The organism is Chitinophaga ginsengisoli (genome assembly GCF_003014595.1).
Lineage (GTDB): Bacteria > Bacteroidota > Bacteroidia > Chitinophagales > Chitinophagaceae > Chitinophaga > Chitinophaga ginsengisoli.
The window spans coordinates 1-25,723 of sequence record NZ_PYGK01000005.1; the positions used below are offsets into that span (position 1 = coordinate 1).

The following is a 25,723-nucleotide window of genomic DNA, read 5'->3' on the forward strand; positions in this document are numbered from 1 at the left end:
TACTGATAATGTTTTACCTCTTGCCATGACTTAATTTACTAAGAATCATGGTTCCAAGATATTTTTTCGTCCTTTTTTTTACTAAAAATAAAGAGAGTGCCTCAATTACTTTTGAGACACCCTCATTGATTGTAGCGCGGGGGGATAACCCCGGGTATACGCATGTCCCCGGTGAACGTAAATGACAACCCCGGGAATTAACGTAAATTCACGCCATGAATTTGACCCAGGAGCAGACCGCCATCATCAAAAGCAAAGGAGACATCAGGATCATCGCCGTAGCTGGCGCCGGTAAAACCACCACATTGGCCGAATATGCAAAAGCGAGGCCCGATAAACGCATTCTCTATCTCGCATTCAACAAAACCGTCAAACTGGAGGCAGAGAAGAAATTCGCCGCTATGAAGCTCTCTCACGTGAGAGTAGAAACTGCGCACTCACTGGCTTTCTACTACATCGTAAGAGGCTCTGGTTACACGCTTAAAAGCGAGGGGTATAAAGTCAATGAGATCGTCGACATCCTGCATCTGCGGGGCCTGAAAGGGAAACACACCGAATCTATCCTCGCTACGCATATCAACGCTTACCTGGCTTACTTCTGCAACAGTGCGCCTGCGAAAGTGCAGGACCTCGACTATGAAGATATCCTGACGGATAAAGAAGCCATCGAATTCGCTACCAAATACAAAAAGGATATTCAATACCAGACCCGCTTATTCCTTGACAAAATGAATAAGGGGGAGATCCCCATCACACACGATTTCTACCTGAAGAAATTCCAGCTGGCCCGTCCTGTACTGGATTATGACATCATCCTTTTTGACGAGGGACAGGATGCTTCCGGTGCCATGCTGGATGTTTTCCGTTCACAACAGGGTGCTAAGGTGCTGGTAGGTGATAGCCATCAGCAGATCTATGGCTGGCGGCATGCAGTGAACTCCCTCGATAAACTGAACTATCCGTTATACACACTCAGTACGAGTTTCCGTTTCGACCAGGACATTGCTGATCTGGCATCTTACGTCATACAGTGGAAGAAGCTGTACAGTACTCCTCTGACGGTAAAGATCATCGGCTTCGGAAGGTCCAGGAAGAACAGCACCCGTGCGGTAGTAGCCAGGACCAATGCAGGGTTGCTGGTGAAAGCGATTGAACTGCTGATTGAAAAGAAAGAGATCAGGACCATTTATTTTGAGGGCAGGCTGGAAAATTATACTTACGCCAATGAAGGTGCTTCTGTATATGATATCTTAAATCTCTACACCGGCGATGTTGGTCGTATCAGAGATAAGACCATTGCCAGTATGGATAGTATGGAAGACCTGGAAGAGTATATTAAAACGACTGGAGAGGCGCAAATGGGTATGCTGGTGGACATGGTGAAGAAATATGGAACGAAGATCCCCGGGTATATTAAAAAACTGAAAGACTGCCATCTGGAGCACGATGATAAAGAGAAAGCGGATATGATCTTCTCTACCGTACATCGCTGCAAGGGGATGGAGTATGATGAGGTAACGCTGACGAACGATTTCATCACACACGACAAAGTAGTGAAGCAGGCAGAGAACATCGACAGGGTCAATATCTCAAAACTATCAGAAGAGATCAACCTGTTGTATGTAGCTATTACCAGGGCGAAAAGTCATCTGTACATTCCCCAGGAGATCCTGACAGGGCAACAGAAAGTAGCGCCGGCCCTGAAGAAGCGAAGAGCTTCTGCTGCAGAAACAAAAGGGGAGAACTATGTGTATGCGGGGGAAAGAAAGTAATGTTATGTCGGCTAATTCTTCTTGAAATTCAGCAGGTCTATCATCAGGTTGAAGGCATCCATCGCAGTAGGGCTGTTCAGCTTTAAAGGTTTGATGATATATCCAGATATGCCCAGTTTCTCAGCAGTGGTTTTGTCTGTACGGTCGCCGGAAGTGGTGAGTATAAACCGTTTGATCTGCCTGAACTCTTCCCGGTCGCGCATATATTCCAGTACTTCAAACCCGTTTACTTTGGGCATGTTGATGTCGATCAGCATCACATCGGGCAACGGTCCGTTACCAGTACTGATCTGCTCACTCAACAACGTGATTGCTTCCTCGCCATTTTTTGCATTGGTTAGTTTGTAAAAGATATTCAATTTGTCAAGTGAACGTTTGATATCTATCACATCCAGCTTATCGTCTTCTACCAATAAAATGTTGATCGGGTGCATTATTACTCTTTTGACCAGGTGAACGAAAAGACAGAACCCTTGCCTGGTGAAGAACTTACATTGATCTGTTGCTTCTTCAGATCGATGATCTTCTTGACTATTGCCAATCCTACGCCGGTGCTTTCGAAGCTATCCCTGTCTTTTAAAGTCTGAAAAATAATAAAAATCCGCTTATGGTAATGCTGTTCAATGCCATTTCCATTGTCTTCGATGAAAAATTCATAGTGATCGGGCTGCTCTTTGCAATAGACTTTTACAGTAGGAAATGGCTTATCATTATGCTTAATGGCATTGCTGATCAGGTTGGAAAAGATCTGAAAGAGCCATAATCTTTCAGCATGAACAACAGGCAGATCGCCGATCTCAACCTGTACATTGCCGGTATCGGGCAGGTTGTCCACCGCTTCTTTTACAAGCGCATTGAGATATACTTCTTCCTTTTCAATTTCCTCCTTGTCGGCCTTGGCATAGGAAAGCAGTCCCTCAATAAGGTTTTCCGCCCTGTGTACACGCCCTTTGATAAGTTCCATATATTCAGTCATTTTGGGTGTGAGCTCTTCCTGGTGGTCCTCATCAATCCAGGTCACTACATTACTGATACCTCTCAAAGGTCCTTTCAGGTCATGAGATACGATCTGTGCGAACTGGTCCAGTTCTGCATTGGACCGTTTTAACAGGGCAATATTTCCTGATAATTGTCTGGCCATATGATTGAGCGCATTCCCAAGGGCGCTCAGTTCATCCTTCCCCAGGTCACTGATTGTTACATCATAATGCCCGCTGGCAATATTGTTGGCCATATCTGTCATAACCCTGATACGTCGGGATATCTTTAAGGTAACGAAAATGATAATGAATAATCCGAGGATAATAGATGTGGATGTCAACAGTAAAGATAACCTGTTCGTTCGCGTAACAGAGGCTGCCAGCTCCTGTTTCCGGACATCGCGCATAGTGTATTCAGAGGAGGAAAATGCCTTAAACTGTTGTTGCAGGGCCGTCTGTATACTTCTTTCATGACCGGAGGCAAACTTTTCTTTGTACACCCTGTTAAATGTATCCAGGTGCTCACGGCTGATGTCGGCAGACATCTTTGCCTGTTTCAGCGGGTCGGTATATTCTTCCGTCCACTGATCATTCAACTCTTTAATGTGGTTGAGCATCCTGCGCTGTGCGGAGTCAGTGATAAGCCCTTCCATTTCTTTCAGGATCTGCGTGTTTTCTATATTGGCAGTATCATATGCCTCTACGAATGAGTGTTCTCCCGTTAACAGATAGCCCCTGAGCCCATTTACCATCGTCAGCAGATTCCGCTGAAACCTGCTACTGTTACGCACCAGGTTGGTGGACCGGGTGAAGTAATCATTATTTTCCATCACTGCGTTCGACAGGCTGAAGTTGACGAAGGTCGTGATGGAAAAGAGTATCAGAATGGATACGAATCCAAGGAATATGTAATGAGATATCTTCATCGTACCGGCAAGTCTAATAAAAAATGAGTATAAAACCCAACGACCACTATTATCCGGTACAGTTTTGGCGGCTGTCCTGGCTGTGTTTGTACCGGTACATACATCAATTTCGCTGTATGAGGACGTAAACAACGGGCCTATGTATGAATGCGCACTGGTAAAGGCTTGGGGACGGGGATGATGGTTTAGTGGATACCTTGCAGATCTATCCCGTGCCATTCGTCATTTCGGAAGCCATGTTGTGAGGTAAATTTATTAAGTTGACGAAAATAACGCCATTCAAAGCACGAAGGAAGCGATCAAGTAACAGAGAAAACCTGAAATTGCCGGAAGCTTTACATAGGAAACGAAGAAACTGCACAATACTGTCAAACTGAAACAGAAGCAAACTATGGATGACCAACTCAAAAACGAGGAGCATACCGGTACTTCCCGGCGCTCTTTCCTGAAGAAATCCTCTCTGATCACCGCGTTGGCGTTAACGCCCGATACTGTGATCAAAGCCGCGGAAAAAGGCCTTGATGAACAGATCGCATCGGCTATTGAAACGATGCCGCTGAGCCTCACCATCAACGGTGTGAAACAAAGTGTCAGGATAGAACCCCGTGTTACCTTACTGGACCTGTTGCGGGAACGCCTGCACCTCACCGGCACCAAAAAAGGCTGCGACCACGGACAGTGTGGCGCCTGTACCGTACATGTTGATGGTCAGCGGGTGAACTCCTGCCTCACATTGGCCCTGACCACAGAAGGCCGGAATGTGACCACCATCGAAGGACTGGCAGATGGCGATAATCTGCATCCTATGCAGGAAGCTTTCCTGGAGCATGACGGCTTCCAGTGCGGTTACTGCACACCGGGACAGATCATGTCTGCGGTATGCTGCATCCGGGAAGGTCATGCCAATACGCCAGATGAGGTACGTGAATATATGAGTGGCAACATCTGCCGTTGCGGCGCTTACTCCAATATCGTAGATGCTATCATGGACGTAAAACAGGGAGGGAAGAAAGTATGAACCAGTTCAGTTATATGAGGGTCACCTCTAAAGAATCTGCCATTGCGGCTTTGGCGAAAGATAAAGCCGCGATGTTCCTGGCCGGTGGTACCAACCTGGTGGACCTGATGAAGAGTGGTGTGACAAGTCCTGAAAGGCTGGTAGATATCAACAATGTGCCACTGGCAACAATAGAAGAAACAAAAACCGGCCTCCGTATCGGGGCACTGGCAAAGAATACAGCTGTTGCGGAAAATGCGTTGGTCATCAAACATTTCCCGCTCCTGTCACAGGCGCTGAAAGCAGGGGCTTCTCCGCAGTTGAGGAACATGGCCACTGTAGGTGGCAATATGATGCAGCGTACCCGTTGCCATTATTTCTACGACAGCGCCTTGCCCTGTAATAAACGCAGCCCTGGCTCCGGTTGCGGTGCAATAGGAGGTTTCACCAGGATGCATGCCATCTTTGGCGCCAGTGATAAATGTATTGCCGTGCATCCCAGCGATATGTGTGTAGCACTCACCGCTCTGGATGCAGTGATTACAGTAACTGGTCCTAAAGGTGAGAGGAAGATTCCCTTTGGCGATTTTCACCGCCTGCCAGGCGATACGCCTGAACAGGACAACAACCTGCAGCGGGGAGAACTGATCATCGCAGTGGACATTCCTTTCAACCAGTTAGCAGCGCATACGCATTATCTGAAAGTACGCGACCGTGCATCCTATGCATTTGCGCTGGTATCAGTGGGTGCTGCTATGCAGATCAGAGGTGGCAACATCGCAGATGTGAGACTGGCCATGGGGGGCGTAGCACATAAACCCTGGCGTTTGAAGGAAGCAGAAGCCTGGCTGAAAGAGAAGTCTGCCACAGAAGAGAACTTCCGTAAGGCAGCAAGTATGGCAATGGCCAATGCGAAGTCGCAGGGAGGCAATGCATTCAAACTCACATTAGCGCCTAACACAATTGTGGAAGCGCTGAAAACAGCTGCCGCACAGGCATAACATCTTCTAACGTTAAAAACCCACCATATGGGAACCGATAAAAAAAGTGAGCCGATCAACCGGGTAGATGGCAGGGCCAAAGTGACAGGTAAGGCGAAATACTTTGCAGAATTTGAAGTGCCGGGAGTGACTTACTGTGTGATGGTGACCAGCACAATTGCCCGCGGCACTATTACGACCATCAATACTAAAACGGCCGAACGCGCACCCGGTGTGCTGGCAGTATTCACCCACCTAAATATGCCTGCCATCCCAGGTTGGGCAGAACAGGGCAGTAACAGCAAACTTCCCTCCGGCGGTGAACGATACCGCATGTTAGGCAGCAATAAAATACTTTTCAATGGTCAGCCTATTGCGCTGGTTATTGCAGATACACTGGAACGTGCACAACATGCAGCGTCTCTCGTTACAGCTTCTTACAATAAATCCGAGCACCATACCGATCTCCTGAAGAATAAGGAAAAGGCGGCTATGCCTCCCCGCATGGGCGACTATACCCGCGGAAGTGACACAAATGCCCACAATACTGCTCCGGTGGTGATGAAGGCCGATTATACTATTCCCATTGAAGTGCATAATCCGATGGAGCTAGCAGGTATCCTTGCATTCTGGGAAGGAGATGACAAGCTCACCGTATATGCCAAAACACAGGGTGTTAAATCAACACAGCGAACACTGGCAGGTGCCTTTAAGATCGACGAAAAGAACATACAGGTATATTCTGAATTTGTTGGCGGAGGCTTTGGTATGGGACTACGTACCTGGCCACAGGAAGTAGCAGTGGCCGCAGCTGCCCGTGCATTGAAAAAGCCGGTGAAGCTAGTACTGACCCGCGATCAGATGTTCACACTGGTAGGGCATCGTCCTTACACCATCCAGCATATCAGCATGGGTGCTACACAGGATGGTCAGCTGTTGGGTATTTACCATGAGGCTACCGGCGAAACGGCCAGCTACGACGACTTCACAGAAGGTACCGTTGGCATGACCCGCTTTATGTATGCCTGTCCCAACGTAACCACGAAATACCGCATCGTACCATTGGACAGAGGCGTTCCTATCTGGATGCGTGGCCCGGGAGAAGCTACCGGTGCATTCGCACTGGAATCAGCCATCGATGAAATGGCTTACAAAGTGAATATGGACCCGCTGCAATTCAGGTTGAAGAACTTTGCGGAAACTGATCCTGAAAAGAACAAGCCCTTTTCCAGCAACAACCTGAAAGAGGCGTACGAGCTTGGCAGTGAGAAGATCGGCTGGGCCAAACGTAATCCGGCTCCTGCCTCCATGAAAGAAGGCGATTGGCTGGTAGGTTATGGTATGAGTACCGGCGTATTTGGTGCCCATCGTGGAGAGTCTACCTGCCGTGCACAGTTAAACGCTGATGGTACTTTACTACTACAAAGTGCTACCAGCGATATTGGTCCTGGTACCAGCACTGCCATGGTGCAGATCGCACATGAAGTGACTGGCCTGTCCATAGGAAAGATCCATTTTGAGCTGGGTAATGCGGCCTTCCCGCCTTCCGGCAGCCAGGGAGGTTCTTCTACCGTATCTTCTGTAGGATCTGCTGTATTTGATGTTTGTACTGCACTAAAAGGCATGCTGACAGAAGCCGGCTTGACATTCGACAATGGCACGGTAAAATCCGCTCAAGGTAAATCCGACAGTTTACAGGATGTACTGTCCAAACAAAACAAAACGTTCTTCGAAGTAACAAGATCCTCCAAAGGAGGTGCAGAGCTGGAGAAATATTCCCTGTATTCTTTCTCCATTCATTTTGCAGAAGTACGGGTGCATCCTGCTACCGGTGTCGTAAGAGTGAAAAGAGTAGTGACAGTCGCTGATTCCGGCAGAATTGTAAGTCCTAAAACTGCAGCCAGCCAGATGATCGGCGGTGTAACCGGCGGTATTGGTATGGCCCTGACAGAAGAAGGTATCATTGATCACCGCTTCGGCCGTTTTGTGAACAACAACCTGGCAGATTACCATGTACCTGTAAGTGCTGATGTACCGCATATTGAGACGATCTTCATCGACAAACCCGATCCTATCACCAATCCGATGGGCTCCAAAGGGATGGGAGAGATTGCCCTGATCGGTTTCTCTGCCGCCGTTGCGAATGCTGTTTACCACGCCACTGGTAAGCGTATCAGAGAGTTGCCTATCACACCCGATAAGATATTGTCTGCGTAAATATTTGTAGAAGGCCTCCGGTTTGGGGGCCTTTTTCTTGTTTCCTCACCATATTTCTTTGCCTTCGGCTGCGGCTTCAAAGAACTCAGCCAGGGTCCCACCTGAAGCCGGAAGCACTAAGGCACCGAAGCACCTAAAGTCGAAACACTTAAAATCAGCATCCCAAAATCGCCCATTGTGCATATGTTCTGCATAAATGGGGATAACTTCCCGCTTTACCACCTCAAGCCATCCCAGCCTTAAGATGTTACAAGTCCACCTCAAAGGCATGTATAAAGCATGTATAAAGCGTGTATAAAGCATGTCAACGCTACCTGGTTTTGACCCATGCCAGCAATCCCAGACAATCCCTTCTGTCAATCGCCTGAAACCACCCCGCCGTGACTCACAAAACCGGAAAATCCCCCTATGAAACAACAACGATAAAAATCGTAATTTCACAGATTGCCTCAGCCGCGAGGCCCGGGCAGCGAAACGAGATATGCATACAATCAACGACGTCCACCAGCAATTTGCAGAATACTTCCAGATACCGGCGCTAAAGCCGTACGCTTACCTGCTTTCCCGAAAGCTGAGCGAAGGCCATATCTGTCTGCACCTGGATAAACGTATTGAAAATGGTGGAGAGCTCCCCGCATTCTGTGACAACCTGCCCGTAGGCAGTAAGCAGTTACAACATATACCGCTGGTAGCAAAGAATGGCAATGATACACAGCCCTTTGTGTTGTACCAGGAACGGCTGTACCTGCAACGGTACTTCCGGTATGAAACAACCTTCCTTCGTCGTATTCATCAGTTCCTGGCTACAGAAAAGACGGTATTGCAGGAGCGATTGGAAATGCTGGAAATAAACCGCGCATTCATCAGCATACTGTTTGCCACAGGTCCTGCATTCAAAGCAGACGGTGGTGACCCGGCAGACTGGCAACTTAGTGCGGCGGTAACAGGAGTGCTAAATAACTTTACTATTATTACCGGCGGCCCCGGTACCGGTAAAACCACAACCGTTGCGAAGATCTTAGCAATACTCTACAATCTCGACCCATCCCTGAAAGTGGCATTAGCCGCACCTACAGGGAAGGCAGCGGCGCGTATGGCAGAAAGTCTGCGGAATACACAGCTGCCGGTAGATGAAACGATCACCGCCCAGTTCCAGAGTCTGACACCCAGTACCATTCACCGCTTACTGCGCGCTAAAAAAGATAGTCCCTACTTTGTACATAACGCAGATAATCCGCTGAACTTCGATGTGGTGATCGTGGATGAATGTTCGATGATCGACGTCGCCTTATTTGCTAAACTACTCGATGCTATTGGTGCAGGCACCAGGCTGATACTGCTGGGCGACAAAGACCAGCTGGCTTCTGTAGAAGCAGGCAGCTTGTTTGGCGACCTTTGTCAGGCGCAGGATACACTGAATCTCTTTACCGCCGACAGGCTGGCGTTAATCAATTCCTTCATTCCCGATGAACAAAGGAAACTACCACTCACACAGGTAAAAGAGCAGGACTCCCATCCGCTTTTTCAGCACCTGGTGGAGCTGCGTCGTAGTCACCGCTTCAGCGGAGAAAAAGGGATCGGTAAGTTCAGTAAAGCCATCATTGCCAATAACCAGACCGCCATACAAAGTTTCCTGCCTCAACATGCAGATGAACAGGTGCAGATAGATCAGGAATATTCGAAAGAACTGTTCAGGGATTTTGTATCAGGTTACAGCGCGTTTATTGTGGAGAATGATATCCGTACGGCTTTAAAACTGCTGAATGACCTTAGGGTATTGTGTGCGATCAGGGAAGGAGAGGAAGGGCTCTATGCCATTAACAAGACTATTGAAAAGATCCTGCACGATAAAAGACTGATCCGGGTGAATGCGGACTTTTATGAGAACCGCCCCATCATCCTGACAAGGAACTATTATGAACATGGCCTTTTTAACGGGGATACAGGCATTATCCGTCCGGATGAACAGGGAATACTCATGGCATGGTTTGAAGACAGTAACGGGGAGCTGAAGGCCGTTTTACCTGGCTACCTCACAGAGGCAGAAACCGTATTTGCCATGACCATCCATAAAAGCCAGGGATCAGAATTTAAAGAAGTGATGGTGATCCTGCCAAAGGCAAAGGATGTACCTATTCTTACAAGGGAATTATTATATACTGGTGTGACCAGGGCAAAACAGAAAGTGTATGTGCAGGCATCAGCAGCAATACTGATGCAGACAGCGGCACGTTTTGTGGAAAGAGCCTCGGGTATCGGTCAGCGCTTTACCGACGACCATTCCTGACAATTGAATAACACGTATGGCACTATATCTGAAAGTGTCCAATTCCCTGGAGATACTGTCCATGGGACTGGCACAGGAACTTAAAGCTTCACACAGCCGGGTGTTTGAACAACATCTCATCGTTACGCAAACGGAGGGGATGAACAACTGGCTGAAACTGCAGATGGCAGAATACCTCGGTATTGCTGCCAATTGCCGCTTCCTGAAACCGAATGATCTCATCCATCAGATCTATTTCCTGATGGATGGCCACTATACTGAAATGCTTTCCGGGAGGAACCTTACCTGGCTGCTGTATAAACTGCTGGGAGAAGATGCCTTCCGCGAAACCTATCCCGCCGTAGCTACTTATTATCACAATACTGAACCGGATAGTGACCTGAAACGAATGGCGCTGGCAGAAAGAACAGCTGACCTTTTTGACCAGTACCAGATCTATCGCCCGGAGATGATCCGCGAATGGAATGAGCAAGCGGAAGATCCGCTGGCAAAGATGGACTGGCAACAATACCTCTGGGGCAAAGCCAAGAAAGTATCTGGTAATATGCTGCCGGATAAAACGATCGTCGGACAGCATATCCTCGATATGCTGAAGAACCCCGATCAACAGGCCCTGCTGGCAGACCGTATGAATACCGTACACCTGTTCGGCCTCTCCATCATCACAGCATATCACGTGCAGATACTGCATGAATTGTCGGCTTTCATCGATGTACATTTCCATATTATCAACCCATCGCCGGAACTCTACTGGTTTGAGGATAAGAGTGAGAAACAGCAGGCACGCTGGCGATTAAAGGGCCGTCCGCTGCTGGAATCAGACGTAGCAGGTAATCCATTGCTGATGGGTTGGGGCCGTGTAGTACAGGATACCTTCGGATTGTTCTTCCAGTATGATGCGTTTGCCAATGCCTACGACAGTGAAGGAATAGTAATACCCGAGCCGGATACCTTGCTGAATAAGGTGCAGCATGACATTTTCAACAATGCCAATGAGACCAGGAATCCCATCTTCATAGAAGATATCGAAGATGGTTCTATTACCATCAATAACTGTTATACCGTTGCCCGTGAAGTGGAAGTGTTGTACAATTACCTGGTGCATCTCATAGATAGAAAAAAGGAAACGTTATCGCCCCGTGATATCGTGGTCATGGTGAGAGATATTGATGCATATGCGCCCTACATCAAAGCGATCTTCAATAACGCACCTTATAAGTTCCGTTATACGATTGCTGATGAAAGTTATGCAGATAGTGATAATCTCTTCAATGCGCTGCACGCCATCCTCAGGATAAATGAAGACAACTTTAAGGCGGAAGAAATATTGCAGTTGCTGGATTCATCCTATATCAGGAAACGTTTTGGTATCAATAATGTGCCGCTTGTTCGTTCTGTGGTAGATCAGGCGAATATCCGCTTTGGGATCCATGGTGCGAAGGAAGATGAGACCTTCCTGGTGAGCTGGAAGTATGGTATCAGGCGTATCATGTTTGGCATTTGTATGAGTGGAGGGGAAGAATATGGTAAAGGTGATGATAGCTTTTTCCCGCTGGATATCCTGGAAGGCAGCGATAGTCTGGAGGTAATACGCTTCTGTCACTTTGCAGAAGTGTTGATCACAGCTGTGGAAGAGCGTAAGCAGGAACGTAGCATCAGCGGTTGGGTAGAGTATATAGAAACGCTGCTGCACAATATGGTGTACGAGCCTGATGAAGAAGTGGATGAAGATTATAATACGCTGATGCAGCAGCTGGCAGACTACAACCTGCTGAATGAATATATGAGCGATACGGTGACATTTGACGTATTCAGTCACAGCTTCCTGCAAACATTAACCGGCACTACCCGGACAGGCCTGTTTGTGAATGGCGGTATCACCTTCTGCTCGCTGATCCCCATGCGTAGTATTCCTTTCAGGGTGGTAGCCATGCTGGGGCTGGACTACGATAAGTTCCCCCGCCGTGAGCAGCCTATCGGCTTTAACCTGATGGAAAAGAACAAACAGAGAGGCGACCGTAATGTGAAGGATAACGATAAACACCTTTTCCTGGAAACAGTCCTGTCGGCCCGCCAGTATTTATACATCAGTTACGTGGGGCAGAGCGCCAAGGACAACAGCCGTATGCCGCCTTCCGCATTGGTGGATGAACTGCTTGACTACATAGAATCCGGTACGGATGAACCAGACCTGGTGAGAAACAAACTGGTGACCAGGCAACCTTTACAAGGCTTCAGCAGAAAGTATATGACGGGAGATGAGCGCCTGTACAGTTACCTGAACACTACGGTGCCTGAACGTCCTATTACAAGAGCCGGTAAGGTAATGGAACCGCTTGTGCTCGAAGAGGTAGACCTGGATGAACTGGTCCGCTTCTTCAAAAATCCTTTCAAAGCATACTATAACAAAGTATTAGGCATCTACTATAACGATGAACAGGTATTGCTGAATGAAACAGAGATCTTTCAACTGGACAGCCTGCAGCGATGGAACCTGAAGAATGAGCTGTTACAGATGGACGCCAATGCCATCGCCAATATGAAGATCCGCCTGGTGAAGACCGGGCGCCTGCCATTAAAGAACATGGCCTACGTGGCTTTGCAGCAGATAGAGTCGGAAGTACAGCCGGTACGCGATAAATACAAGACCTGTATCAATGGCGCAGAAGAACAATCCCTACAGGTGAACCTGGATATAGAAGGCACACTGCTGAAAGGCACTATTCATAGCGTGTTTGATGGGAAGCTGGTGCAGGTGTCATGGTCGAAACGTGAAGACAAATACCTGATAGAGGCATATATCCGCTACCTGGCTGGCAGGGCAGCAGGTGTGCTGACAGGCATGTGTTTCATTTCAGGTGCCAGTAAACAGGAGGCTTTCATGGCAGTGCCACTGGAACAGGAAGAAGCTTTACGGAGATTAACCGCGTTGATGGATATATTCAGGGAAGGATTTGAACGTATTACACCATTCTATCCCGACTTTGATATTAAACCAGCAGAGGTGATAGAACTGGATTTCAGCAAGTTTGTGAAGAAGGTGGACAAGGCGCTGGATAAAGGAGACGATAGCACAGTAGATCCTTACATTTTCCGTGAGTATGAAAATGGTTTCTTCGATGACGAAACCACGCTGGAGACATACAAGACAGTCTGCACGCATGTGCTGCTGCCACTGGCAGAGGTGATACCGGGTTATTACAATTAATACAGACAAGAACAATGACTGAACATATCAACTACCAGGATTTTGACGCAGGCACCGTGCCACTACAGGATAGTAACCTGATAGAGGCCAGTGCCGGTACAGGAAAGACATATTCTATCGCCATTCTCGTATTGAGATTGGTGTTGGAAAATGCGCTTTCTGTAAAAGAGATCCTGATGGTGACCTTTACAAAGGCCGCCGTGGCAGAACTGGAAGAACGTATCCGCCTGTTTGTGCGGAACGCCTATAAAGCCAGCCAGGGAATGGAAATAAAAGATGAAAACATCCTGCGGTTGGTAGAAGAAGCGGTTGAACGGAATGGTCTGGAACAGGTGCAGCAACAGTTGAAAGATGCAGTATTGTTCCTCGACGAAACAGCTGTACTGACAATACACAGTTTCTGTCAGAAAACACTGAATGAATTTGCCTTTGAAACGGATCAGCTGTTTGGTGCAGAGATGATACAGGATACCCGCACCCTGATAGAGGAAGAAGTACAGAAATTCTGGCGTAAGCATGTCACTACCCTGCATATCCGCCTGCTGGAAAAGATCTGGGACCCCGGTATGATGCCTGGCATCAATACTGCCCTCAATGAGCACATGGGAGGTAAGCGTTACTTCGCTTATGAACCGGGTAAACGCTATGCAATTAAAGCAAAGGAACAGGAGGCATGGTTACAGCAGCTGGATGCCATAGATGAGAAGAAAGAGGCGGCTGAAAAGGATGTAATGGGTTTTGTAAAGGAGAATACGGAGAAGCTGAAAGCCTTGTGTGAAGGAAATCAGTATGCAAAGAAAGCGCTGTTACCCTGTATAGATGACCCGGTACAGTTCATTGGGGTTATAAAAGAGAAACGCAGTTCCGCCGGTTACATTGCTAAACTATTCCCCGATCTGTTGGAGCGCATGGATAAAGTGGCTACGCTGGATGAAGAGCGTAAAGGCATTGTACAACAGGTGATCAGTCGTTTGTATTGTTTTGCGATAGAAGAAATTGCGGCCGGTGTGAAAGGCTATAAGAAACGTAACAACCTGCTGAGTTATGATGATATGATCACGAACCTGCACCGGTCACTGGTGGAAAAGAACAACCCCACACTGGTAAAGGTCCTGCAGGAAAAATATAAAGCAGTATTTGTGGATGAGTTCCAGGACACTGATAGAATGCAATATGAGATCTTCGAAAAAGCATTCGGCAGTGATACGATCCTGTTTTATATCGGCGACCCCAAGCAGAGTATCTATGCATGGCGTAAGGCGGATATCTTCACGTATTTTAAGGCCAGGGCCAGCGTACAGCATGTGTATGGCATGAACCATAACTTCCGTTCGTCTGAGCCATTTATAGAAGCCATGAATACCTTCTTCCTGCCGGTGGATGATTTCGATACCTTCTATTTCAACGGAGAGGGAAATGCGATCAACTACATTAAGGTGGAAAGCCCCGAAAGGAATACAAAAGGGCTTTTATACAAGGGAGCCGCAGCTGATGTACCTATTACTGTCTTTAACGCTTCCAATAGTAATGAACTGACAGAAAGTGTGGCGGCGCAGGTAGCTTTGTTATTGAGAAGCGGAGAATATACTATCGGCAATGAAGAGACAATACGCCCTGTTAAACCCTCCGATATTGGGATACTGGTGCGTACCGGCAGACAGGGCAGGGAAGTGAAGATGCAGCTGGCTAAATTGGGTGTACCGGCTGTAACAGTGGATGATGCCAGGGTATTACAGTCAGAGGAGGCAACCTACCTGTTATACCTGCTGGAAGCAATGCTGGAGCCTAACCGCTCTTCCATCAACCGGGCATTGTTATCCCCTTTTACCAACCTGAAACTGGAAGATGTACTCTTACTGGACGACGAGGTCACCCTGGCCTATTTCGGCAATTATAAGAACCGCTGGCAGCAGGATGGTATCTATACTGCCATGATGGATTTCATTACAGACTTTAATGTGCGCAACATCTTACTGCACGCACATACAGAAAGTGGCGAGCGTGTGATCTCCAACCTGTTTCAGCTGACAGAACTGGTACACCAGATCCAGAGCCGTAAGAATCTGTCCATGACCGAACTGGTATCGTGGCTGAAACGTGGTATAGATGGGATGGCCACAGAAGGAGATGAATACGAACAGCGCGTGGAGAGTGATGAAGAAGCAGTGAACATCGTGACCATCCATAAAAGTAAGGGACTGGAATATAAGATCGTGATGGCGCCCTTCCTTGATTTTGTGGAGAATAAGCATGCAGAATTCTTCAGCTTCCGTGATCCTGTTACAGGTGATTATGTGGGTGTGGAAAAGAAGCGTATGACAGAGGAACAGCGCAGTTCCTACGCCCGTCAGGCAGAGCAGGAGAACAGGCGTTTATTGTATGTAGCGATCACGCGTGGCGTATATAAATGTTTTGTGTTCCGTAATAACAGCAAGTATTATAGCAATTCTACCTTATTGACCTTCCTGCAGGCATTGATAGCGGCAGCGCCAGCTCCCGATATCATTAAGTTTGAGCAGGACCTGCCGGTAGCGCCGGAACAACATGCTGATCATAATACCGCAGCGGTAGTAAATACTGGTACAGACACACCTGTCAGGTTTGTATTGAAAGAACAGAACTGGCGGAAGATGAGTTATACCATGCTGGCTGCAAAGGCAGAACAAAGCCTGAAAGGACGCCCGCTGCAACAGGAAGATCCTTATGAAACATTCATCTTTCATACCTTAAAGAGAGGGGCGAAAACCGGTAACTTGCTGCACTTCCTGTTTGAGAACATCAACTTCTCTGATGACAGTCGCTGGGGGAAATGGCTGACAGAAACCATTCGTCGTTTCGTACCTGGCCAGCAGGAAGTATATACCCCTATGCTGCGCCAGTTGCTGGAGCATGTGTTACATACCGACATTACAGTAGGAGGACAAACCTTCCCATTGTCGGCCGTTATCTGGCATAAACGCATCCCTGAGTTTGAATTTGATTTCCCTGTAGCAGCATTCTTTCCTGATATGCTGAATGGCCTTTCCGACGAAAGGACCAGCGTGATCGTGCGCCGTTTCCATGAACATGGCAGTCATGAGCTGGAAGGCATCATGAATGGTAAGATGGACCTCTTCTTCGAGCATGAAGGGAAATATTATATCCTGGACTGGAAATCCAATTACCTGGGCGATTCGCCGGAAGCTTACTCACCCGCTGCTTTATCTGTTGCGATGAATGAAAGCAATTATCATCTGCAATACCTCATCTATACATTAGCAGCCAAGAAATACCTGGAAAGCCGACTGCATGCATTTAACTATGAAAAGCAATTCGGTGGCGTGATCTATTGTTTTGTGAGAGGCATCAGAAAAGGGCAATCTACCGGTATCTTCACCAGTAAACCGCCCTTGACGAAAATACTGCAGCTGGAGAATAGTCTGTCACCCAATCTCAATAAAAAACAGCCACCACAGCAGAAGCTGTTTGACATCTATTAAATCAAATTGTTTCACGCGGGCTGCTTTGTCAGCAGGTCTGCCACATATGCTGCACTAAGCGGCATCGGGTCGTATTGGTTGAATTCTTCCATCAGCCTGGATATATTCGTTTTATATAGAGGGGTATCCAATATATTCTCAAACGCTTCACTGATCTGGTCCGCACTGGGACTTGCCGTATGCAGGTTGATGCCATATTTCATGTATCCTATCCTGGCACAGGTCTCGTTCTTACATTCATCTGCACCGGCCGCAATGATGGGAAGCCTGTTCTGCAGGCTCAGTAGCACACCCCCATAACCTCCGTTGGTAATAAATACATCCGCATAAGGCATTACCTCGTTAAAAGGAATATAATCTTCAATGATCACATTCCGGTAAGGATACATAGCACGTAGTTCAGCTGTCTTTGATCCGCCAGTCGTGATGATGGTAAGCACATTCGTATCGCGGAAAGCCTCCAGTGCAGGTAGGATGATCTTACTGCTATCTTTTTCTGTTCTGCCCTGTGTAACCAGCACAACTTTCCTGTATTGATGCAGCCTGTCATCAAACCAGGGCACTCCATTTTTACTTGCCGGATAGGGCAGCAGCGCGCCTATATAACGGATGTTACTACCCATATCCCTACGCTGATATTCCAACCCGGGCGTGCCTATCTGCAACACCAGGTCGGCATGCTTTACGATGCTGTCCAGCATGTTGACAACTTTGTTCCGGATGCCGTAGTGGCGAAAGACTTGCTCATATGCTTTGTAAGATTGTTTGAATAGTATCTGATCTGTGAGAAAACGTAATACTGACTGCTTCAAGCGCCCGAATGGATGCTGGGAAGGTGTCATACCAAGGCCATAAGGAGGAAGGTATCTGGATGCTTCCGCGAGTGGTATAACACCGATAGCGATCACCGGTACGCCCAGTATCTTACGAACGATAGGGGCGGCAGTGAACATGCTGTCCACTATCATGATATCAAACGGGAATGCTTCATAGATGTGGCGGATATCCTCAAAGTGGTTAACAGCTGGTTTTGCAAGGATATTGGTCATATCGTAGTTCAGCTTTGCAACCCTGTCTTTGATCCTGGCCCTTTCAGGATGTATTTCATTTACATTTTCACCATTTACATCCTTATGTTGTTTGGGTGTATAATGATAAATATATAACTGGTGGAATTTTGCGGTATAGTACTTAGATGCATACCATCTTACATCGCAACCCAAATCCTGTAAATACTTCGCTAAACCTGTCAGCGGATTTATATGGGCATCAATTGAGATAGTAGCAAATAATACTTTCTTACCGGCAAGTTGTTCAATACTACTTGTCATAATAAATATTAAAAGCGTATGTGATAATGCTTGTAATAAATTGAGTTACCTGACGGATTAAAGCATTAACGTGAATGGCTATGTCGTATGTTAGCAGGAAACGTTGTAGAGGAATTGCAGGTTCGGCGTGTAAGTGGATGTTGCGTGTGTTTACTATAGTGATACAAATCTAAGGGATTTCTGATGATAAAAATCACCTGTCTGTCGAAAAAAACAATATTATTCCCCTTTTACGATAAGTTATTAATTGTCGCAGCGTAGAAGCGCTGCAGATGCTATGCCTTGTGGAGGAGGATAGGCATCTACAGAGTGGGTAAGCCTGACCTGGATATTGCCGCAACACCTGGGAATATGATCCACATGCGGTAATGTGCCGCAGTCATGTAGGATGGAGACAATATAACATCTTTGCCGCCCGCCTGGGATTTACGAAAGAGGCGACAGCCCCCGATCATCATGTAAACTATGGTGGCATGTGGTTTGTACCGCCATTCACATTTTTCCTCAATTAAATACAACGAATGAAAAACGGTACAATGATACAATACTTCCATTGGTATACCCCTGGAGATGGAAGTTGGTGGAATACAGTAAAGCAGGAAGCGCCCCGGCTTGCGGGTATGGGCATTAACGCTGTTTGGTTGCCTCCCGCCTTTAAAGGGGCAGGTGGCGCCGACAGTCGTGGCTATGATGTATATGATCTGTATGATCTTGGCGAGTTTGATCAGAAAGGGGCGGTGCGCACGCGCTATGGTACCCGCCAGGAATATATAGATGCCATCAAATCCATACATGATGCAGGTATGCAGGTGTATGTTGATATAGTAGTTAACCACCTGATGGGAGGAGATGAAACCGAAAAGATAACTGTCAGGAAAGTTGACCCTGAAGACAGGAATAAATTCATCTCAGGTCCTATAGAGGCGGAGGCATATACCAGATTTACTTTTCCCGGCCGAAAAGGTACTTACTCTGCATTTATATGGGACCATCAGTGCTTTACAGGAATAGATCACATCACCGGTATGGGCGAAGAAGAAGCCATCTACAGCATCCAGAACGAATATGGGGAGCTGTGGGAAGACGTAGTGGATGAGGAAAAAGGCAACTTTGATTTCCTGATGGGAGCAGATATTGAATTCCGTAATCCTGCAGTACGGGAAGAACTCAAACGGTGGGGCGAATGGTATTACAATACAGTAGAGTTTGACGGGCTTCGACTGGATGCAGTGAAACATATTACGCCTGATTTCTTTAGGGAATGGCTGGACCACATGCGGGAAATTACCGGTAAAGGGCTTTTCGCTGTGGGAGAATATTGGGCTGCAGATGACGTAGAACTGGCAAAGAAATACCTAGGAGCCATTGAAGGCAGAATGTCTTTGTTTGATGCCTCTTTGCATCACAACTTTTTTGATGCATCCAGGGCTGGAAAGGACTATGACCTTACCAACATCTTTAATGGTTCACTGGTACTGGAGAACCCTGCCCTTGCCGTGACCCTGGTCGGAAACCATGATACACAGCCTTTACAGGCGCTGGATGCGCCCGTTGAAGACTGGTTTAAGCCAATAGCCTATGCCCTGATCTTACTGCGGGAACATGGTTATCCCTGCGTTTTTCATCCGGACCTCTATGGGGCTGCCTACACGGATAAGAATGAGAACGGGGAAGATACCACTATAGAACTGAAGCCTGTAGAAGGGTTGGACAAACTGCTCGCTGCCAGGGATCAATACGCCTATGGCCATCAGCGGGATTACTTTGACCATCCGAATTGTATTGGCTGGACACGTGAGGGTGATGAGGAGCATAGTGGTTGTGCTGTTGTACTCTCCAACTCAGACGAAGAGGAAAAGCATATGGAGATAGGAGAACGTTATGCCGGTAAGCGGTTTAAAGATATATCAGGCAAACGTGAAGAGGAGGTGGTGATAGATAAAGAGGGATGGGGGAATTTCCGGTGCGCAGCGGGATCAGTATCCGTATGGGCGCCGGTTGAATAACAGGGGAGTTTACCTATTGTTTGTTGGGCGGTCGCACACAGCGGGGATTTTTCCTTTTATCCCAAAATTCGCTGTATAGCCGATTGCTTCTATTATATTTACCCCGAAACTATTTATCAATCAAATTATGATCAACAAAATCTTATTGCCCCTGGCATTTGCAGGAGCAGTCATTGCACAGGTGGCTGTATTACCGGCACAGGCGCAGATGAAACCCTCGCCTTCCAGAGTATTGAATGTTGACTCCTCCGTAGTAACAAAACATGAAGTGACCATCAAGGGACAACGGGTGCCCTATACCGCAACCGCAGGTACTATTCCGGTATGGGATGAAGAAGGCAAACCTATTGCAGGCGTGTTTTACACTTATTATGAAAGAGATGATGTAAAAGATAAATCTGCCCGCCCGTTGGTGATTTCCTTCAATGGAGGTCCTGGTACGCCTTCTGTATGGATGGAGATCGGGTATACCGGTCCGCGGATGCTGAATATAGACGACGAAGGTTACCCGGTACAGCCCTATGGTATGCGGGATAATCCGCAGTCCATCCTGGACATTGCTGATATCGTGTACATAGACCCTGTGAATACCGGTTATTCCCGCCCCGTAAGCAAAGATGTTCCGGGCAGCAAATTCTACGGAGTGAATGCCGACATCAAATACCTGGCAGACTGGATCAATACTTTCGTGACCCGCAAGGGACGCTGGGCCTCTCCTAAATTCCTGATAGGAGAAAGCTACGGAACGACCCGGGTATCCGGACTGGCACTGGAGCTTCAGAATGCACAGTGGATGTACCTGAATGGTGTTATCCTGGTGTCTCCGACCGAGTTGGGCATACAACGTAACGGACCACTGGACGCAGCCCTGAAACTGCCTTATTTCACGGCTACTGCCTGGTACCACAAAAAGCTGCCTGCCGACCTGCAACAGAAAGATCTGAACGAGGTATTGCCTGAAGTGGAGAACTTCACAATCAATGAGCTGATCCCGGCCTTGTCAAGGGGAGGCTCGCTGGATGAGGCTCAACGTAAAAGTATCATTGCCCGTATTGCGCGTTACAGCGGATTGAAAGAACAGGTAGTACAGGAAAATAACCTGGATGTGTCTACCAACCTTTTCTGGAAAGAACTACTACGTGATCAGGGGTATACTGTTGGCAGACTGGATTCCCGTTACAGGGGTATTGACCGCCAGACAGGCGGCACCAGCCCTGACTATAATGCTGAGCTGACTGCCTGGTTACAGGCATTTACGCCGGCTATCCACATCTATCTGCGGGAAGAACTGAACTATAAAACAGATCTGAAGTATAACATGTTTGGCGATGTATATCCCTGGGATAGGAACGACGATAAGACAGGTGAGAACCTGCGTCAGGCCATCGCCCAGAATCCCTTCCTGCACCTGCTGGTGCAATCGGGTTATTACGATGGCGCCTGCGATTACTTCAACGCCAAATACAGCATGTGGCAGATGGACCCGGGTGGTAAACTGAAAGACCGCCTGAAATGGGAAGGCTATCGTAGCGGGCATATGATGTACCTGAGAAAGGATGATCTGGCAGCAGCGAATGAGAACCTGAGGAAGTTTATCCAGGAATCCATTCCGGCGAAAGGTCAGGCAGCAAAATATTAAAACAGGGAGGCTCCGTACAGGAGCCTTCTTTCTTTGACGTAATATTGTGTATGCAAAGGCTTATAGCACATATCAGCAAATTCGTAGACCTAACGGAGGAAGACAAGGAAATCATATTGTCGCTTATGCAATATCAGGAGGTAAAAAAGAAAGAATACCTCCTCCGGCAGGACGCTGTCTGTAACGCTAATTATTTCATTCTGAAAGGCGTTTTCCGTAAGTATTACATTGACGAAAAAGGATCTGAACAGATCATTCATTTCGGTATTGATAACTGGTGGATCACAGACTATGATAGCCTGGAGAGAAGAATACCCTCGCAATACTTCATACAGGCTGTAGAAGGCGCTGAAGTGGCGGTGTTGGATTGGAGGGTTCAGGAGGAGCTATTTGCCAAAATACCGGCTCTTGAGCGCTATTTCAGGCTAATCCTGCAAAGGGCATATGCCGCTTCCATGCAGCGCATCCGGTACATCTATGATTTTAGCGGGGAAGAACGTTATTATCATTTCAGCAACCTGTATCCCGAATTCCTGCAGCGTATCCCTCAATACATGGTGGCATCCTACCTGGGTTTTACCCCCGAATTCCTCAGTAAGATCAGGGCTAAGAAAATCTGAACAGTCTTTTCTTGAACTCGATTAAGTTTTGGCAGCAGGCAGTGTTGCAACTTTGTGTCAACAAAAACACAAAATCATGGAAACACGTCTCGATATGTCAAAGGTGGAACCAGAAGCTTACAAAGCAATGCTGGCGATGGAAAAATACCTTCATACAACAGAGATCGCCCCTCTGCATAAAGAACTGATTAAGATCAGGGCCTCCCAGATCAATGGCTGTGCTTACTGTATCAATATGCATACTAAAGATGCCCGTAAACTGGGAGAAACAGAACAGCGTATCTACGCATTGAATGCCTGGAGGGAAACACCTTTCTTTTCCGTGGAGGAAAGAACCATCCTGGCCCTGACAGAAGAGGTAACCCTGATCAGTAATCATGTGAGTGATGCTACCTATAACGAGGCTATACAGGTACTGGGAGAAAAGCTGACTGCCCAGGTCATGATGGCCGCTGTGGCTATCAACTCCTGGAACAGGATAGGGATCGCTACCAGGATGATGCCTGCATGAATATAGTACGTCAGGTATAACGATATAGGGCAGTCTCCTACCTATAGGCTCTCTGGTCCTACATTACAGGCACTATTCTATAGCGATCGCTATACAAAGTGCCTGTAATGCTATAGTAATGGGCCTATAGGATATAGCCTCCACCGGATATCTACCGGATCGGGTTCGAAGCCGCTCAATTCATATAAGTAATTATCTTTATGGCGGGCCTGCCTAAACCTGCCCGTATTAATGAAAACCATTCTTATCCTGGAAGATCTGGCGCTTTTCCTGCTTGCCATCCTTGCCTTTCACCTGCAGTCGCCCTATGCCTGGTGGCTGTTTCCCGCATGTATCCTGTTACCCGATCTGTCTATGCTGGGTTATCTGGCCGGCAACCGTACCGGCGCTTTTGTTTACAACCTGGTGCATCACAAAGCTGTTGCACTGATCGTTTACCTGGTTGGCCTGTATTGCCACCTGGACTGGGCCGTTTTTACCGGCATTATTCTGTTTGCCCATTCGGTGATGGACAGGATGTTTGGTTACGGATTAAAGTATGAGACCGGCTTTAAAGACACGCACCTGGGTAAGATCGGGAAACAATAAGCTTACTGTTTCAGGTATTTGATCAGAAATGCCGCCGTTGCTTTGTCTACCGTAAGAGCATTACTGTATTTCATCCAGTGATGGGTATCGTCTGGGATAGCGAGATACTCAAACGGTACGCCTTTGTCTTCCAGCCGGCGGTAAAGGTCTATGGTCTGGTTAAACTCCACATTGCGGTCATCATCCGCATGAATAAGCAGTACGGGAGATGTCCAGGTGTTCACATGGGCCACCGGAGAAGACAACCAGGACACTTTTAGGGCGGTATCAACATCGGGAGCCGGGGTAGCAGTAGGAGGAGGTAAAAAAGGGGAGCGGTTATGTACGCCGTGTATATCTACGCCTGCGGCGAATAGTTTTGAGTCCCTGCCCAGGGCATGTGCTGTCAGAAAGCCACCGTAGGAGCCGCCATATACACCGATCTTTGTGGCGTCTACCTGCGCTTGTGTCGCCAGCCATTCGCCGGCTGCTTTAATATCCTGGTATTCTGCTACGCCAATGATACCTGCATGTGGGGGCTTGTGGAATGCATAGCCATAACCGATACCTAAACGGTAATTCACCGACAGGACTATAAATCCCTGGCTGGCCAGGTACTGGTTCACTGCATAGCCATTGGCATAGTAATCCATATAATGCCAGCCCAGCAACATCTGGCGCTGTGGACCACCATGGATGTATACAATAGCAGGATGTTTTGCTGCCTTGTTTTTCGGTTCAAATAGTTGTGCATGCACCAGGGTGCCATCAGGTGCTTTGAAGCTAACCGCTTTTGGGGTGACCATTTGTGCCTCCGGAAAGCTGGCAGGTAACAGTGTTTTGCCTATTACCCTGGGAGTACCCTTCTGAAAAGGCATCACTGCCGGCAATAAGGGTTGCTGTGCAGTAGCGGTCAATACGGCAATGGTATGGCCATCGCCTGTTACCACGGGATAGGCTTCAATACCTTCTCCGGAGCTGAGTATTTCCATGGCTGCTTTATCCACGGGTACACGGGCGAGATGCCTACGATCTATATCATCAGGTGCGGCCCCGGTATTAGCACTAAACACAAGCCACTTGCCATCAGGCGTGGGCTCAATATGTTCCACCATGAAGTTGCCGGGTGTCAGTAACAGCGGTGTGCCTCCTCCAGAAGCGATGGAATAGAGATGTGGCCATCCGTCGTGGTAGGAGAGGAAGGTGATCCTGCCGGCAACCGGCCAGTTGAGATTCGTACCGCCGTCCGTGGTAGGGATGGAGCCGGGCAGTGTAGCAGGGGCTTTCCATAACAGTCTGCCTTCTCCACTGGTAACATCTGCCGTCCAGATAGCCCAGGGCTGGTGTTTTTGGACCAGCAGAGAATCAGGCGCACCACCGGTACCGGGCATACGGATAAAGGCGATCTGCTTCCCGTCGGGCGACCAGCGGGGAGAAAAGTCTTTTGAAAAGGCAGGAGCTATCCATTGTAATGGGGTAGCCGTATTGCGGTATACACCAATGTAGGCATGGTCATTACGGTTATTGACAAAAGCCAGTCCGGCGTTATCGGGTCCCCACGCAATACTGTGACAGGAACCTTTGACACTGACCATATTCCTGGCAGGCGTAGCGCCGTCTATAGCAACGATCCATATCTGTCCGTTCCTGATAAACGCAATACTGTCCCCGTGGGGAGAAATAGCCGGATAATCACCTTCTGACAATACTTTGGGCGTACCGCCGGCAAAGGGAACAGACCATATCTCCGTTTTGGGAGATATGGGCAGATGGGCCGCATTCACAGGATTACTACTCTCTTTTCCACCATGATCACCACCACGGGTATACACTATCCATTTGCCGTCAGACGAGATAGACAGACTACTGATCTCCTGTCCGTCGTCAAGCGTATAGTCAGTAAGTTTTCGTGGAGTAAAATCAGGACCTGCTGCAACATATACATTCCTTTTCCCTTGTTCATTCAGTGCCCAGGCAATACTACTACCGGTAGATGCGCTGGTAAGTGCGGAGGGGAACGGATAGGCAGTCACCGCTTCCATGGTAAACCGCTGTGCGCTTGCGCAGTAGATGTGCAGGAAAATGGTTGTAATGAGGAGTACAGATCTGATCATGGGCTACAGGAAATTAAAGATCCGGAATTAAGAATCAGGAATGAGAAAATACGAATACAAATCGACATTCTGATACTTTAGTCAGTTCA

Annotated in this window: 17 protein-coding genes; 13 read left to right on the plus strand and 4 right to left on the minus strand. The window is 47.7% G+C overall.

Going from position 1 to position 25,723, the window contains the following annotated elements; translation table 11 throughout:
- Nucleotides 1-215: 215 nt before the first annotated feature.
- Complete coding sequence (locus tag CLV42_RS13740; protein WP_106602500.1) at nucleotides 216-1,772, plus strand: UvrD-helicase domain-containing protein; 1,557 nt, start codon at nucleotides 216-218, stop codon at nucleotides 1,770-1,772.
- 11 nt (nucleotides 1,773-1,783) lie between these two features.
- On the opposite strand, the gene CLV42_RS13745 is transcribed toward CLV42_RS13740, so the two are convergent.
- Complete coding sequence (locus tag CLV42_RS13745; RefSeq protein ID WP_106602501.1) at nucleotides 1,784-2,206, minus strand: response regulator; 423 nt, start codon at nucleotides 2,204-2,206, stop codon at nucleotides 1,784-1,786.
- A gap of 2 nt (nucleotides 2,207-2,208) precedes the next feature.
- On the minus strand, nucleotides 2,209-3,678 hold the full coding sequence (locus CLV42_RS13750) for a sensor histidine kinase (RefSeq protein ID WP_170117504.1): 1,470 nt from the start codon (nucleotides 3,676-3,678) through the stop codon (nucleotides 2,209-2,211).
- 391 nt (nucleotides 3,679-4,069) lie between these two features.
- On the opposite strand from CLV42_RS13750, the gene CLV42_RS13755 reads away from it, so the two are divergent.
- From CLV42_RS13755 to recB, 6 genes are all read left to right on the plus strand, one after another.
- On the plus strand, nucleotides 4,070-4,696 hold the full coding sequence (locus CLV42_RS13755; RefSeq protein WP_106602503.1) for a (2Fe-2S)-binding protein: 627 nt from the start codon (nucleotides 4,070-4,072) through the stop codon (nucleotides 4,694-4,696).
- The gene (locus CLV42_RS13760; RefSeq protein WP_106602504.1) at nucleotides 4,693-5,676 is read left to right on the plus strand and encodes an FAD binding domain-containing protein; all 984 of its coding nucleotides are present in this window, start codon (nucleotides 4,693-4,695) and stop codon (nucleotides 5,674-5,676) included. The genes CLV42_RS13755 and CLV42_RS13760 overlap by 4 nt, the downstream gene beginning before the upstream one ends.
- Nucleotides 5,677-5,703: 27 nt before the next feature.
- Entirely contained in the window at nucleotides 5,704-7,872 is a 2,169-nt protein-coding gene (locus CLV42_RS13765) for a xanthine dehydrogenase family protein molybdopterin-binding subunit (protein WP_106602505.1), read from the plus strand.
- A gap of 481 nt (nucleotides 7,873-8,353) precedes the next feature.
- Complete coding sequence (gene recD / locus CLV42_RS13775; RefSeq protein WP_106602507.1) at nucleotides 8,354-10,159, plus strand: exodeoxyribonuclease V subunit alpha; 1,806 nt, start codon at nucleotides 8,354-8,356, stop codon at nucleotides 10,157-10,159.
- Nucleotides 10,160-10,175: 16 nt separating this feature from the next.
- Nucleotides 10,176-13,367 carry an exodeoxyribonuclease V subunit gamma gene (gene recC / locus CLV42_RS13780; protein ID WP_106602508.1) on the plus strand — a complete coding sequence of 1,064 codons (3,192 nt, stop codon included), beginning with the start codon at nucleotides 10,176-10,178 and terminating at the stop codon, nucleotides 13,365-13,367.
- A gap of 14 nt (nucleotides 13,368-13,381) precedes the next feature.
- Nucleotides 13,382-16,846, plus strand: a complete 3,465-nt coding sequence (gene recB / locus CLV42_RS13785; protein WP_106602509.1) for an exodeoxyribonuclease V subunit beta — start codon at nucleotides 13,382-13,384, stop codon at nucleotides 16,844-16,846.
- Nucleotides 16,847-16,857: 11 nt separating this feature from the next.
- Here recB and CLV42_RS13790 read toward each other — a convergent pair whose 3' ends face one another.
- On the minus strand, nucleotides 16,858-18,177 hold the full coding sequence (locus CLV42_RS13790) for a glycosyltransferase (protein ID WP_106602510.1): 1,320 nt from the start codon (nucleotides 18,175-18,177) through the stop codon (nucleotides 16,858-16,860).
- A 368-nt stretch (nucleotides 18,178-18,545) separates the two neighbouring features.
- Between CLV42_RS13790 and CLV42_RS33915 the strand changes: the two genes are divergently transcribed.
- The 6 genes from CLV42_RS33915 to CLV42_RS13815 all read left to right on the plus strand — a co-directional run bounded on the left by CLV42_RS33915 (nucleotide 18,546) and on the right by CLV42_RS13815 (nucleotide 23,541).
- Nucleotides 18,546-18,689 carry a hypothetical protein gene (locus CLV42_RS33915; RefSeq protein WP_170117503.1) on the plus strand — a complete coding sequence of 48 codons (144 nt, stop codon included), beginning with the start codon at nucleotides 18,546-18,548 and terminating at the stop codon, nucleotides 18,687-18,689.
- 9 nt (nucleotides 18,690-18,698) lie between these two features.
- Complete coding sequence (locus CLV42_RS13795; protein WP_245901647.1) at nucleotides 18,699-20,183, plus strand: alpha-amylase; 1,485 nt, start codon at nucleotides 18,699-18,701, stop codon at nucleotides 20,181-20,183.
- A gap of 127 nt (nucleotides 20,184-20,310) precedes the next feature.
- On the plus strand, nucleotides 20,311-21,822 hold the full coding sequence (locus tag CLV42_RS13800; protein WP_106602511.1) for a S10 family peptidase: 1,512 nt from the start codon (nucleotides 20,311-20,313) through the stop codon (nucleotides 21,820-21,822).
- A gap of 50 nt (nucleotides 21,823-21,872) precedes the next feature.
- Nucleotides 21,873-22,442, plus strand: coding sequence for a Crp/Fnr family transcriptional regulator (locus CLV42_RS13805; protein WP_106602512.1), 570 nt, complete (start codon nucleotides 21,873-21,875; stop codon nucleotides 22,440-22,442).
- A gap of 76 nt (nucleotides 22,443-22,518) precedes the next feature.
- Nucleotides 22,519-22,953 carry a carboxymuconolactone decarboxylase family protein gene (locus CLV42_RS13810; RefSeq protein WP_106602513.1) on the plus strand — a complete coding sequence of 145 codons (435 nt, stop codon included), beginning with the start codon at nucleotides 22,519-22,521 and terminating at the stop codon, nucleotides 22,951-22,953.
- Between the two features lie 231 nt (nucleotides 22,954-23,184).
- Complete coding sequence (locus tag CLV42_RS13815; protein ID WP_106602514.1) at nucleotides 23,185-23,541, plus strand: DUF4260 domain-containing protein; 357 nt, start codon at nucleotides 23,185-23,187, stop codon at nucleotides 23,539-23,541.
- A gap of 2 nt (nucleotides 23,542-23,543) precedes the next feature.
- Here CLV42_RS13815 and CLV42_RS13820 read toward each other — a convergent pair whose 3' ends face one another.
- The gene (locus CLV42_RS13820) at nucleotides 23,544-25,634 is read right to left on the minus strand and encodes a S9 family peptidase (RefSeq protein ID WP_106602515.1); all 2,091 of its coding nucleotides are present in this window, start codon (nucleotides 25,632-25,634) and stop codon (nucleotides 23,544-23,546) included.
- Nucleotides 25,635-25,723 lie beyond the last annotated feature (89 nt).